The organism is Halosimplex marinum (assembly GCF_051414075.1).
GTDB lineage: Archaea > Halobacteriota > Halobacteria > Halobacteriales > Haloarculaceae > Halosimplex > Halosimplex marinum.
Genome location: NZ_JBLKNY010000005.1, coordinates 573,773 through 587,461 on the forward strand (window position 1 = coordinate 573,773; position 13,689 = coordinate 587,461).

9 protein-coding genes are annotated in these 13,689 nt (G+C 69.5%); 4 read left to right on the forward strand and 5 right to left on the reverse strand.

The genetic code is table 11. The annotated features are described in order from the left end of the window. The first annotated feature begins 161 nt into the window (after positions 1-161). Together ACMGFI_RS16185 and ACMGFI_RS16190 are read left to right on the forward strand one after the other, a co-directional pair. Positions 162-2,630 carry a glycoside hydrolase family 31 protein gene (locus ACMGFI_RS16185; protein ID WP_436910874.1) on the forward strand — a complete coding sequence of 823 codons (2,469 nt, stop codon included), beginning with the start codon at positions 162-164 and terminating at the stop codon, positions 2,628-2,630. 538 nt (positions 2,631-3,168) lie between these two features. Continuing rightward, positions 3,169-4,176, forward strand: a complete 1,008-nt coding sequence (locus ACMGFI_RS16190; protein WP_436910876.1) for an LLM class flavin-dependent oxidoreductase — start codon at positions 3,169-3,171, stop codon at positions 4,174-4,176. A gap of 35 nt (positions 4,177-4,211) precedes the next feature. Here ACMGFI_RS16190 and ACMGFI_RS16195 read toward each other — a convergent pair whose 3' ends face one another. Beyond that, on the reverse strand, positions 4,212-5,966 hold the full coding sequence (locus ACMGFI_RS16195) for a glycoside hydrolase family 9 protein (RefSeq protein ID WP_436910878.1): 1,755 nt from the start codon (positions 5,964-5,966) through the stop codon (positions 4,212-4,214). Between the two features lie 173 nt (positions 5,967-6,139). Here ACMGFI_RS16195 and ACMGFI_RS16200 point away from each other — a divergent pair, with 173 nt between their 5' ends. Beyond that, complete coding sequence (locus ACMGFI_RS16200) at positions 6,140-6,889, forward strand: ThuA domain-containing protein (RefSeq protein WP_436910880.1); 750 nt, start codon at positions 6,140-6,142, stop codon at positions 6,887-6,889. Positions 6,890-6,933: 44 nt separating this feature from the next. On the opposite strand, the gene ACMGFI_RS16205 is transcribed toward ACMGFI_RS16200, so the two are convergent. Together ACMGFI_RS16205 and ACMGFI_RS16210 are read right to left on the reverse strand one after the other, a co-directional pair. Beyond that, the gene (locus tag ACMGFI_RS16205; protein ID WP_436910882.1) at positions 6,934-7,176 is read right to left on the reverse strand and encodes a DUF8074 family membrane protein; all 243 of its coding nucleotides are present in this window, start codon (positions 7,174-7,176) and stop codon (positions 6,934-6,936) included. 75 nt (positions 7,177-7,251) lie between these two features. Then, entirely contained in the window at positions 7,252-9,417 is a 2,166-nt protein-coding gene (locus tag ACMGFI_RS16210) for a periplasmic substrate-binding domain-containing protein (RefSeq protein WP_436910884.1), read from the reverse strand. A gap of 88 nt (positions 9,418-9,505) precedes the next feature. Between ACMGFI_RS16210 and ACMGFI_RS16215 the strand changes: the two genes are divergently transcribed. Further along, the gene (locus ACMGFI_RS16215) at positions 9,506-11,212 is read left to right on the forward strand and encodes a glycoside hydrolase family 2 protein (protein WP_436910885.1); all 1,707 of its coding nucleotides are present in this window, start codon (positions 9,506-9,508) and stop codon (positions 11,210-11,212) included. A 222-nt stretch (positions 11,213-11,434) separates the two neighbouring features. Here ACMGFI_RS16215 and ACMGFI_RS16220 read toward each other — a convergent pair whose 3' ends face one another. Together ACMGFI_RS16220 and ACMGFI_RS16225 are read right to left on the reverse strand one after the other, a co-directional pair. Then, positions 11,435-12,589 carry a Gfo/Idh/MocA family protein gene (locus ACMGFI_RS16220; protein ID WP_436910886.1) on the reverse strand — a complete coding sequence of 385 codons (1,155 nt, stop codon included), beginning with the start codon at positions 12,587-12,589 and terminating at the stop codon, positions 11,435-11,437. A 10-nt stretch (positions 12,590-12,599) separates the two neighbouring features. Next, entirely contained in the window at positions 12,600-13,565 is a 966-nt protein-coding gene (locus tag ACMGFI_RS16225) for a sugar phosphate isomerase/epimerase family protein (RefSeq protein ID WP_436910888.1), read from the reverse strand. Positions 13,566-13,689 lie beyond the last annotated feature (124 nt).

Sequence of the window (13,689 nt, forward strand, 5' to 3'; positions counted from 1 at the left end):
GAACAGGCGAGCACTCCCCGATAAAGATACCGGGGGCGTTCTCGCTCGTGATTCCGGGGCGAGCCGGTAGTGCGACGGATCCATCGTGAAACGTGCGGGGGTTCCCGGAGCGGCCCGCCGTGAGGGGAATCCTCAAGGCCGGTCCGGCTGAGGGTGCGCTCATGCACGTGACCGCCCTCCGACGGGACGCCGACGGCCCGCTGTTCGACGCGGGCGAGCGCCGCCTCAAGCTACAGGTCCTCGCCGACGACGTCGTCCGGCTCGTCTACACCGCCGGCGAGTCCGTTCCCGACCCCGAGAGCCCGATGGTCGTCGAACAGGACCCGGACGGCGAGTGGGACCTGATCGAGCGCGAGAACGAGTACGAACTCGTCACCGACGCCCTGCGCGTCGAACTCGACCGCGAGACGGGCGCACTCACGTGGCGCGACGCCGACGGGGACCTGCTGGTCCGGGAACCCGACGACGGCGGGAAGTCGCTCGTTCCCGTCTCGCCGGAAGACCTGACCGTCGGCGACCACGATGTCGCGAGCCCCCGCGAGACGCTCGACCGCGAGGCCTACTCGACGCGGCTCGACCTGGAGTTCGACGACGACGAGGCGATCCTCGGCCTCGGACAGCACGAGGGCGGCGTGGCCGACTACAGCGGCGAGGCCCAGACCCTCTACCAGGGCAACACCAAGGTCGCGATGCCGGCCATCCTGTCGACCAGCGGCTACGGGATGCTGTGGAACACGGGGTCGCTGACGACGTTCCACGACGACCAGCACGGCTCGTACGTCTGGACGGAGTGCGACGACGCGCTGGACGTGTTCGTCGTCGCCGGCGACCCCGACGAGGTGATCGCGGGTTTCCGCGAGCTCACCGGCGAGGCGACGATGCTCCCGAAGTGGTCCTACGGCTACGTCCAGTCCAAGGAGCGCTACGAGACCGGCGAGGAGCTCGTGGAAGTGGTCGAGGAGTACCGCGATCGCGAAGTCCCCATCGACTGCGTGGTGCAAGACTGGCAGTACTGGCCCGACACGGCGGATCACCACCCCGATTTCGAGGAGTGGGGCGGTCCCGCCGGCGACTGGGGCCAGTGGGGTCAGAAGTCGTTCCACCCCGGCCGGTACCCCGACCCGTCGGCGACGATGGACGCGCTCCACGAGCGCAACGTCCGGCTGATGGTCTCCATCTGGCCGAACATGCTGGCGGGGGAGAACTACGACGAGATGCGCGACGCCGGGCACATCCTCGACGACGCGGACGTGCCGGCGCCGGGCAACGAACAGCGGTACTACGACGCCTTCTCCGGGGAGGCGCGGGACATCTACTGGAACCAGGCGAAAGAGGGGCTGTTCGACCACGGCGTCGACGCGTGGTGGTGTGACTCCACCGAGCCGTACGACCCGACGTGGACCCTGCCGACGGCGCCCGACCCGTTCGCGCTCGCCAAGCACACGACGGACGCGTTCAAGCGCGTCCTCGATCCGGGCTACATCAACACCTACTCGCTCCACCAGGCGAAGGGGATGTACGAGGGCCAGCGCGCGGCCACGGAGGACAAACGCGTCATCAACCTCACTCGCTCGGGATATCCCGGCCAGCAGCGCTACGGCGCGATCACGTGGTCGGGCGACATCGAGGCGACGTGGGAGCGCTACCGCAAGCAGATCGCCGACGGCCTGCAGTTCACCGCCGCCGGGAACCCGAAGTGGACGCTCGACGTGGGCGCCTTCTTCGTCGGCGACGGTCCCTCGTGGATCACCGACGGCGACTTCGACGACGGCGTCGACGACCTCGGGTATCGGGAGCTGTACGTCCGCTGGTTCCAGTACGGCGCCTTCCTGCCGATGTTCCGATCGCACGGCACCGACACGCCCCGGGAGATGTGGCGCTTCGGCGAGCCCGGCGACCGCACGTACGACACGCTCGTCAAATTCGACCGCCTGCGGTATCGCCTGCTACCGTATCTGTACTCGTTGGCGGGCTGGGAAACCCACCGCGACTACACGATGTACCGCCACCTCGCCGTCGAGTTCCCGGACGACGAGGCCGCCCACGACGTGGCCGACCAGTTCATGTTCGGGCCCTCCCTGCTGGTCTGTCCGGTCACCGAACCGATGTACTACGGACCCGACTCCGAGGAACTGGACGGAAAGGCCGAGGCGCGGGAGGTGTACCTCCCCGAAGGCACCGACTGGTACGACTTCTGGACGGGCGAGCGCTACGACGGGGGGCAGACGATTCTCGCGGACGCGCCCCTGGAGAAGCTGCCGCTGTTCGTCAAAGCCGGTAGCATCGTCCCAATGGGGCCCGAAATCCAGCACACCGGCGAGAAACCGGACGCTCCGTGGGAACTGCGCGTGTACCCGGGTCGGGACGGCGAGTTCGACGCCTACGAGGACGCCGGCGACGGCTACGACTACGAGGACGGCGAGTACGCGTTCACCCCGATCCGCTGGGACGACACCGCCGGCGAGTTGACCGTCGAGGACCGGGAGGGGTCGTTCCCGGAGCTCGTGGAAGAACGCGACTTCGAGGTGGTCGTGGTCGACGAGGCTGAGGGGGCCGGAGTCGAGCCAGCGGAACCCGACGCGACCGTCGAGTACGGCGGTAGCGCGACGAGCGTCGAACTCGACCGATAAGCGGCCGGTTCGGCTCCGGTGTATCTGAGGAGGTATTCGGTTTGAGCGGTACTGTCTGCGGTGCTGTCGGCGCGTGCTGTCGCGCGCTTTCATGCGCGCGACGTAGCCGCGCGAGGGATGAGCGAGCGAGCGTAGCGAGAGAGCGAATCGGCTGGGGAGGCTCGTGGCCCTCTGCGGTGCTGTGCGGGGCGGTTTCCGTCGCGGTGCTGTGCGTTTCCTGGCGGACTGAAAGGGCGAGGCGTGCTCGCGTTTATGTAGTCGTCTGAGCGGGCACTACCCGAGCGAAGCGAGGGTATCCCGCTCAGCGACCGCGAGCGCGCCGAGGGCTTTCAGCACTCACCGTCGAGTGCGGTAGCGTCTCCTGCTAGCGAACGGGCCGAGGGCTTTCAGCACTCACCGTCGAGTGCGGTCGCGATTACTACTAGCGAGCGGGCCGAGGGCTTTCAGCGCCCGCTATCGAGAACACTCACGGCCGCCCCCTTCCCTTCCACAACAGATCGACCCCGACACTCAAGTCGCTCGCAGACAGCCCTCCCGTATGCAATTCGACTGGATGGTCGGCTGCTACGCGGGCGCGGGGGTCCACCGGGACACCCCGGTCCTGGAGCACGTCGACCGCGACACCGTGATGGCGGGCGTCGACGCCGCCGTCGACGCGGGCCTCGGCGGGCTGTGGGCGCCGGACCACTTCATGCTCGGGCCGAACCACGAGGAGTTCGAGGTCTGGACGCTCCTGTCGGCCATCGCCGAGCGCACGCACAGCACGGACCTCGACATCGGCCCGCTCGTCGGGTCGATCACCTACCGCAACCCGGCCCTGCTGGCGAAGATGGTGACGACCGTCGACCACCTCTCGGACGGCCGCGCTCGGCTCGGCCTCGGCTGTGGCTGGCACCGGGAGGAACACGAGGCCTACGGCTACGAGTTCCCCCCGGTCAACCAGCGCATCGACATGCTGGACGAGGGGATCCAGGTGGTCAAGGCCATGTTCACCGAGGCCGAACCCGACTTCTCGGGCGACCACTACGAGATCGAAGACGCGTTCAACGAGCCGAAACCCCTGCAGGATCCCCATCCGCCGATCGTCGTCGGCGGCGCCGGCCCGCGGATGCTCAGGCTCGCCGCCCGCCACGCTGACGAGTGGAACGTCGAGATATCGGGCCGAGCGCGGGGCAAACCGATCGAGTTCAAAGCTCGAAAGTTCGACGAGTACCTCGGAGCGGAGGGGCGCGACCCCGCGGACGTCGAGCGGTCGTGGCTCGCCCACTGCATCGTCCGCGAGGACCCCGACGAACTCGACCGGCTGTGCGAGGAGATCTTCCCGCTGCCGTGGGGCGAGGAGGAGAACGTGGACGACCAGCTCAGTACCCCAGAAGAAGCCCGCGAGAAGGGCGACTTCCTGATCGGGACGCCCGCCGAGGTCGCCGAGCAGATCGAGCCGATCCGCGAACTCGGCTTCGGGAAACTGCAACTCATCTTCCCGGACTTCCCGAGCACGCGCGGGATGGAGCTGTTCGGCGACGAGGTCGCCCCGCAGGTCCGGTAAGCCGGGGCGGTCCGGCCGGGCGGAAGGTGCTCCGATCAGTCCGCCATCGTCCGGGCGTGACCGAGGAGGAGGAAGATGGGAGCGGTGTAGTCGATGGCCCACTCGTTGGCCGAGTACGACGCCGTGGCGTCGACGTAGCACTTCGCGGGCGGGGCGTCGGTCTCTGCGATGTACTCGGCGAGACACTCGTCGTCGCCGTTGCGGTTGGCGCCGCTGACGACCATCCCCGGCAGGTACGTCCCCGTTCCCTCGACGAGTCGGTCGTGGGGGTTGCGCGGCGGGTGGGTGCCCTGCCCGGTCACGTAGCTGTAGCCGGTCGGCGTCCGCCCGAGCGCGTAGTGCAACTGGTCAAGGGCGCCCGCGACGTAGCGGTCGTCTGGTTCGATCGCGTCGGCGAGCAACAGCATCCCGCCCTTCGAGAGCGCCAGCTTGGTCGACGCCCAGTGGTAGCCCTCGGTGTCGAGCGCGCAGCGGTAGCCGTCGGCCTCGATATCGGCCACCAGACGGTCCGCGTAGTCGACGAACGCCGCTTCGAGGCGGTCGGCGCGGGCGTCGTCGGCTGCGTCGGCGGTGAGGTAGGCCCACTGGCCCAGCGAGAGCGTGTCGTCCCAGACCGGCGCCCGCACCGCGGCGTCGAACAGGTCGGCGAATCGGACCTCCAAGTGGTCGGCGTAGCGGGTGTCGCCGGTGGTCTTCAGCAGTTCGGCGGCCGCCCAGAAGCGCTCCTCGCGGTCGGTGTCCTTGCGGTAGGGGCCGGAGCCGTCGTCCTGGTCCGGGTCGAAGCGGAACTCGGGTTCGGGGTTCGACGCGAGGTAGTCGTGGGCCGCCCGGGCGTTCGCCAGGGCGCGATCCGCGAACTCGGGCGCCCAGTCGGCGTAGACGCGGGCGGCCATCGCCATCGCGGCCGCATACTGGGCGGTCCCGAACGTCGACAGCCCGTAGACGTACCGCTCGCGGTCGTCGTCGACCGGCGCCTCGTCGATGGCGGGCCACTCGCGGGCGGCCACCTTGTGGTAGACGGCGCCGTCCTCGCGCTGCATCCGTTCCAACCATTCGAGTTCGAACTTCGCCTCGACGAGCAGGTCGGGCAGGCTCGCCTCGCCGTCGGCCGCCGGCAGCCGGTCCTCAGACCGCTCGGCATCCGACCCCTCGACCGGCAGGTCGCACTGGCCGGCCTCGAACGCGTCGGGGTAGCGCTCGTACGCCAGTAGCATCTGCCCGACCGTCACCGCACCCGGGGGGACGTACTTCCCGTAGTCGCCGGCGTCGTACCAGCCGCCGGAGGCGTCCAGCCGGTCGCCCTCCTCGCGGAACGCGTCGCCGAAGTACATTCGGGCCTCGGCGTCCTGCGTGTGGCCGGCCGGCACGTCCAGCCCGGTGACGGGGTCGTCGATGGCGGTGTTCGACCGCTTGAGCGTGTAGAGACGGACGGTATCTGCGAGGGTCCCGTCGTACACGTCCGCACCCACACGGAACGTGACCGATTCGCCCGCGGTTTCCCGCAGGCCGCCGCTTTCCGCCTCTCCGTGCCCGACCGCAACGCGGTACTCCCCCGGGTCGGAGAGCGCCGAGAAGTCGGCGCGGCGGACCGTCTCGCCCGCGTCCGGGTCCTCGACCGGCTCGGAGAGGTCGCCGGAGAGGGTGACAGTCCCGTCCCCGACTTCCAGGACGGTGAATCGCTCGGCGTCGACGGCGGCGACCGCCCGTTTCGGCGCCGACGGGAGGTAGCCGACCTGGTCGACGTGGACTCGCTGGGCGGGTCGATCGGACCCGGGTTCGAACTCGGTCATTGGTTGGCGGCCGTTGCCGACCGCCGACAAAAAGCGCGCGGTTGGTCGGGTAACTCTCCGGTTTCGCGAGCCACTCGCGTGGTAGCGGCCGACCCCGCCGGATAAATCGTCCGTCCCCGAACAGTCTCGCCGGGACCCGAACGGGCAAGCGTGCGGGCGGCGACCGATCGGGTATGCCCGACACGCGCGTCACGGTCTGGAACGAGTTCGTCCACGAGCAGGAGTCCGAAACAGTCGCCGAGGTCTACCCCGACGGGATCCACGGCGCTATCGCCGACGCGCTGGAGGACCGGGGCTTCGACACCGAGACGGCCACCCTCCAGGAGCCCGAACACGGCCTCACCGAGGACGTGCTCGAAGCGACGGACGTGCTGACCTGGTGGGGCCACGCCGCCCACGACGAGGTCGACGACGAGGCCGCCGAGCGCGTCGTCGAGGCCGTCCGCGACGGGATGGGGCTCATTGTCCTCCACTCGGCGCACTTCTCGAAGGTCTTCAGGTCCCTGATGGGGACGACCTGCTCGCTGAAGTGGCGGGAAGCCGCCGAGCGCGAGCGGCTGTGGGTCATCGAGCCGAGCCACCCTATCGCCGACGGCGTCGACGACTGCATCGAACTCGACGAGGCGGAGATGTACGGCGAGCGCTTCGATATCCCCCAGCCCGAGACGCTCGTCTTCAACTCCTGGTTCGAGGGCGGCGAGGTCTTCCGGTCGGGCTGTACGTATCGCCGCGGCAGCGGCCGGATCTTCTACTTCCGCCCGGGCCACGAGACCTACCCCGTCTACCACAACGAGGAGATCCAGGACGTGCTCGCCAACGCCGTCGAGTGGGCGGCGCCCAGCGACGACCGCGCCACCTCCGGCGGCGGCAACACCGAACCGCGCGAGGACATCGACACGTCCGACGAGCGGACGGTCCACTGAGCTGCGACCCGTCGCGGCCCGGCCGACGGGGAGCGCCCGACCGCCTACTCCTCGGCGGTCGGCGGCCGCGGCGTCTCCGCTTCCTCCTCCTCTTCGTCCTCGTCGGGGACGAACTGCGGTGCGATCTTCCACTTGAAGTAGGCGGTCCAGCCGAGCGACGTGAAGCCGAACAGGACGAACACCCAGACGTTCAGCGGCGGCGCCCCGGGTGTCGAGAGCCAGAGCGCGCTGAACATCACCCCGAAGGTGTAGATGAACACCGCCCCGTCGACAGGTTCGATTTCCATACGCGCCCTCCGGTGTCCGGGTGCAAAGAACTGGCGTTCGACTCGCTACGGCACCGTCGGCGGCCGTGACCCGACTCAGCCGTCCGCCCCCGCCGTCCGGCGGAGCGTCCCCGCCTGGACGTGGTAGTGGACGGGCGCCGTCGGCTCCGCGCGGCTCATCCCGAGCGAGCGCTCCTCGTCGGCCGCGACCGCGAACTCGCTCAGCTCCGCCCAGACCCCGACCCGGTCCTGGGCGAAGGCGAAGTTCGGGATCGCGTAGTTGTACCAGCGGGCGCAGCGCCGGGCCGCCTCGCGGAACTCCTCCTCGTCGGTCCCGGCCTCCCGCAGCCGGTCGACCGCCTCGCAGATCGAGACCGTCTCGCCGGCCTCGTGGTCGTAGGTCCCGCCGGCCTCGGCGTAGTCGACGCCGTCGACCGCGAGCGCGCCGGGCTCGCTCGGGAGCGTCACCGACGCCGGCACCGACGCCAGCGGCGGGTCCTCGCGGCAGCTCCCCAGCGGGTTGCCCGCCGCGGCGATCGGCGGCATTGCCATCCAGCTCTCCCCGACGGAGAACCAGTCGCCGTAGTACGGCAGCACCGACCGGCCGGCGGGCACGTTCGAGACGAGGAGGTCGAACCCGCCCGCCTCCACGTTGCCCTCGTAGGAGATACCGCCGGCGAGCAGCTGTTCGACCTCGATAGCGACCCCGAACGATTCCAGCCCGGCGACGAGCGTCTGCACGTCGCCGACTTCCGACGAGAAAACCGAGAGCGTCAGCGACAGTTCCTCCCCCTCCGGGCCGGTCCACAGCCCCTCGACGCGCTCGTAGCCGGCCCGCCGCATCCACTGCGCCGCCAGGTCCGTGTCCGGGGCGAGCGGATAGGTGTACAGCGAATCGACGAACGACTCGCCGAGCGCGCGCTCGGCGACCGACCCGAGCGTCCCGGCGTCGAACGCGGGCTCGATCGACCCGCGGCCGTACTGGTTGAACCGCATCCGTTCGAACGGCGCGGCGGCGACGATGGCGCGGCGCACCCACAGCCGCCGGAGGTGGTCGCTCGCCCAGTTGAACGTGAGCTGGCGCCCGCCCCCGGCGGGGTTGGGCCAGGTGGTCAGCTGCTCGATGTCGTCGGGGACTTGCTTCCGGAAGAAGTCGCCCTTCGACTCGGCGATCACGCCCCGACCGAAGTCGATCTCGTCGCCGTTGACGAAGTCGCGCGGGTCGTACATCGAGCCCGACGGACGGCCCCCGCTCCCACCGCCACTGAGGCCCGCCATCCGCGGCGCGCTCGTCCCCGCCGCCCCGCAGACGATCCGGAGCGTCGGCCGGTCGGTCGGGCCGGGGTACTCCGGCCTGGGTTCGGCGTAGACGACCTCGGTGTTCGTGCGCAGGGCGTGGGGGAGTTCGATCAGTTCGCTCGTCACGTCGTCGGCCGACCGGACCGCGTAGCGGCCGGTCCCGTACCCCTCCTCGGCGAACGTCTCCGCGGTCAGTTTGCCCTGGCGGTAGTCGAGGTACCGCTGCCTGACCGCGTCCTCCGTCGTCGCGTCCTCGAACCGTTCGACCCACGGCTCGCTGTAGGCGGGCGGGAGCGGCGGCATCCCCGGGTGGGCGTTCGCCCGCGCGGCCGTCGGGTTCGTCGGGCCCCCGAGCGGCGAACGGCGATACACGGTGTCGCTCTCCAGTTCGCCCCCGAACGGCTCCTCCCGGAACGCGCCGTTCGTCTCCAGCCACTCGATCCGGTCTCTCAGGTAGTACGCCCGGCCGTCGAGCGGTTCGCCCGACCAGTAGGTCAGCCGGTCGTCGAAGCGGTAGCGGACCGACCCGTCGCCGGTGACCTCGAAGGACTCGACGGCGCAGGGCACCGACAGCTCCGACCCGTCGACCGTCCAGGTGTGACCGCTCGTGAGCGACCGACCGGACGGCGCGTGCGCGGGGAGGACGAGGCTCTGGAGGAGCCCCTCGAAGTGCGGTCGGCCGGCCGGCGTGTTCATGTTCGGTCCCATGTCGAGCGTGCTGGGTTGGGCGCCGGTCATCACCGACACGACCGGCCCGTCGACGTCGCGCTGTCGACCGGCCGTCGTCGTCTCGGCGTCGTCGGACGCGTTCGAATAGCCCGCCAGCGCCGATCCGGCGGCCGTCGCCGCGAGCGAGATGAACCCTCGCCTGTCCACTCGCCCGGAATCCGTCGGCTCGCTGCTCGGACCGCCGCCCTCGCTGCCACCGCGGGCCTCGCCGCCATCGCGGGGATCGTGGACCATCGATGCCGGTAGATAGTGACAGACAGACTTAACCTTTCGCCCGCGCGGGTAGCAACGTTTATTCGGCGTCGGTGGTCGAGAGACGGGTATGCACCGGACGTTCGAGACGACGACGGAACGGCGACAGCGCACCCTCGACGGGCCGTGGGAGTTCCTCACCGACCCCGCCGACGAGGGTCGCGAGGACGAGTACTACGAGTCGTTCCCGACCGAGGAGGCCGACCGCATCTCCGTCCCCAGTTCGTGGAACGCCCACGCCGAGTACGCCGACTACGTCGGGCCGGCGTGGTACCGACGGACCGTCGACATCCGGGAGCCGGGGTCGCTACTGTTCACCTTCCACGGGGTCGCTCGCGAGGCGACGGTCTACATCGACGGCGAGGAGGTCGCCGGCCACGAGGGCGCGTACACGCCGTTCACCGCCCTCGCCCGGGACCTCGACGCGGGGGAACACGAACTCGTCGTCCGCGCGGACAACACCCGGACGGAGACGACCCTGCCCCACGAGGACGCCGACTGGTTCCCCCACGGCGGGATCCACCGCGAGGTCGTCGTCGAGACCGTGCCGAGCGTGTACCTCCGTGACCTGGCGGTCGAGTACGACCTCTACGGCGACGAGGCCGCGGTCGAGGCGGAGGTGACGCTGCACAACACCGGCGCCCGCCCGGCCGAGCCCGACCTGACCGTCTCGGTCGGGGACGCCTCGGTCACCGAGTCCGTCGAGGTCTACGGCATGGACGCCCGGACGACGACGCTCGCGGTCGACGTGCCCGACATCGACCGCTGGGACCCCGAGGACCCGACGCTCTACGAGGTCGAAGCCCGGCTGAGCGGCGAACAGGCCGACGAGCGCGAGGACGAGGTGTTCGCCGACGACCTGCGCGACCGGATCGGCTTTCGCGCCGTCTCGACGAACGGCCGCGAGATCCTCGTCAACGGCGAGCCGGTCGAGATCGCCGGCGTCAACCGCCACGAGGACCACCCCGAGTGGGGGTCGGCCCAGCCGCTCCGGGTCCAGGAGCGGGACCTGGAGATCGTCCAGCGCGCCGGCTGTAACGCGGTCAGGTGCTCGCACTACCCGAACCACCCGCGCTTCCTCGACCTCTGTGACGAGGAGGGCGTGCTCGTCGTCGAGGAGATTCCGATGTGGCAGGTCGACGAGTCGTCGGTCGTCGCCTGTAAGGAGCCCGCCCAGCGCGTGCTGATGGCGATGATCGAGCGGGACCGCCACCACCCCTCGATCTTCGCCTGGAGCCTCTCGAACGAGTGCGCCAACGAGGCGCCGACCGTCTCCGAAGTGACGCGCAAGCTGAAGTGGGCCGCCGACGGGGTCGACGGTTCCCGGCTGATCACGGCCGCCTCCAACACCGACTGGGAGGGCGAGACCGACGAGGTCTTCGAGGTCTGCGATTTCCTCTCGGTCAACGCCTACTGGGGCTGGTACCGCGACGGCGACTGGGGCGAGTTCCTCGACGGGATCGCCGAGAAGTACGGCGAGAAACCCGTCGTCGTCACCGAGTTCGGCGCGGGCGCCGTCCCCGGCGACCGGACCCACGAGGGCCGCAAGTGGTCCGAGTCCTACCAGGCCGACCTGATCGCCGACTGCGTCGACCTGTTCCGCGAGCGCGACGACGTCGCCGGCTTCGCCGTCTGGCAGTTCTGCGACACGCTCACCGACCCCAGCCAGGCGATGACCAGGCCGCGGACCCGCAACAACAAAGGAATCGTCGACGAGTACCGCCGCCCCAAGGAGGCCTACCACACCCTCCGCGAGCGCCTCGCCGACGACGCCTGACCGTCCGGCCGCCGTCGCAGAGCCATCCCGACCCGGCCTACCTCCCGTCCCCGCCCGGCCGACACGGAAACCGCCCGCTCGCAAATATTTACTCGATTCCGAGTTATGATTATTACACTCGTAATCATGTAATTTCCTGTCAGTCGAGCGGAACCGTTCGCGGAGAGCAGAACGCGTATCGTTCCGCGGAAAACGGCAGAAGTCGGCGGGGTTGCGCCGCGGTTACACGTCGACCCACTCGCCGGCGTCGTCGGACTCCTCGACGGCGGCGAGCAGTTCCTGGACGCGGTAGCCGTCCTCGAAGGAGGGCGAGTGGTCCTCGCCGGCCGCGGCGGCCGAGAGGAACTCGTAGTTCTCGTGGACGAACGTGTGTTCCCAGCCGATGACGTGGCCCGGCGGCCACCAGTGGTCGATGTACGGGTCGTCCGGATCAGTGACGTTGATCGTCTGGAAGCCGCGGTCGCCCTCGGTGAGCAGTTCGAGTTCGTTGAGCCGTTCGAGCGAGAACGAGAGGCTACCCTTCGAGCCCTCGATAGCGATGGTGTGGTCGTTCTTGCGGCCGTTGGCGAACCGCGAGGCCTCGAAGGTGGCCATCGCGCCGCTCTCGAACTCGGCCTGGGCGGTATAGGCGTCGTCGACGGTCACCTCGCGGGTCTCGGTCGACTCGCCGCCCTCGCCTTCGAGCGATCCCTCGTCGCCGCCGGGGACGGGGCGCTCGTCGACGAACGTCCGGAGGTGGCCCGACAGCCGCGCGATGTCGCCCGCGCGGTCGCCGACGAGGAACCGTGCCAGGTCGATGGTGTGGGCGCCGAGATCGCCCAGCGCGCCCGAGCCCGCCAGCTCCTCGGAGTTGCGCCAGCTCCAGGGGGCCTCGGGGTCGACCAGCCAGTCCTGGAGGTACTGTCCCCGGACGTGGTGGATCTCGCCGAGTTCGCCCGCATCGATCAACTGCTTGGCGTACTGGATCGCGGGGATGAACCGGTAGTTGAAGGCGATGCCCGCGGTGGCGTCCGACTCCCGCGCGGCGTCGCGCATCCGCTCGGCGTCTTCCAGCGTGTGCGCCAGCGGCTTCTCGCAGAAGACGTGTGTGTCAGCTTCCAGCGCGGCGACGGAGGGGTCGGCGTGGACGTTGTTCGGCCCGAGGTTGTAGAACACGTCCACCTCGTCGACCACGTCTTCCCAGTCGGTCGCGTACCTGTCGAATCCGAGCTGGTCGGCCGCGTCCGCCAGCGCTTCCTCGTCGCGCCCGACGATGACTTCCCGCTCGACTTCGGGGGCCTCCGGGAAGAACATCGGGAGGCGCGCGAGGGCGTTGGCGTGGGCCTTGCCCATGAAGCGGTAGCCGAGCACGCCGACCGAGAGAGGTTGCTCACTCATCTCGATCACCTCAGGCCCAGTAGGCGTCGCCGGGGGTGGTCTCGAAGACGGAGCGCTGGAGCACGTCGATGGCCTTCTCCAGCCCCTCGTTCGGTGAGGTCAGCGAGTCCTCGTGTTCGATCGAGAGGGCGCCGTCGTAATCTATCATCCGCAGCGTCGACACCACGTCCTTCCAGAACTCCTCGCCGTGGCCGTAGCCGATCGACCTGAAGAGCCACGAGCGGTCCGGCTCCTCGGTGTAGGGTTCGGTGTCGAGCACGCCCTTCACGCGGGAGTTGGCCTCGTAGACCTTGGTGTCCTTGGCGTGGAAGTGGTGGATGGCGTCCTCCTCGCCGAGGAAGCGGATGGCCTCGGTGATGTCGATGCCCTGCCAGAACAGGTGCGAGGGGTCGAAGTTCGCGCCGATGTACTCGTTCGTGCGCTCGCGCAGTTCGAGCATGCCGGTCGGCTCGTAGACCAGCATGTTGGGGTGCATCTCGATGCCGACCTTCACGTCGTGGTCGGCCGCGTGCTCCGCCAGGTCCGACCAGTACTCCTCGGCGACCTCCCACTGGTACTGGTGGGCCTCGTGGTGCTCGTTGGGCCACGGCGCCGTGATCCAGTTGGGCACCTCGCCCGCGGGGCTACCGGCGGGCAGGCCCGAGAACGTCGTCACGGCGTCGACGCCGAGCTGGTCGGCCAGTTCGATGGCCTCCCGGAGCTCGGTGTCGGCCCGCTCTGCCCGCTCGTCGTCGGGGTGCAACGGGTTGTTGTGGGTCGCCAGCGCCGAGACGTACAGGTCGTGCTCGTCGAGCAGACGCTGTAGGTCGGCCTGGGCGTCCTCGTCGTCGAGGTACTCCTCGCGCGGGAGGTGGTCGTCGCCGACGAACCCGCCACAGCCCAGTTCCACCGCGTCGACGCCCTGGTCGGCCAGGTACGCGAACGCGTCGTCGAGCGATTCGCCGCCGAGTGCCACGGTCAGCACACCTACGTCCATGTGTGTTCACCTCTCTCGAACGCTCAAAAACTCTTGCGATGGCGGTACCCCTCGCCGCGGTCGCGGGCGGCTCCCGCCGGTCGACGCCGGATCGGGGGACCGGCAGGCGTCGCCGGGGTTCCGG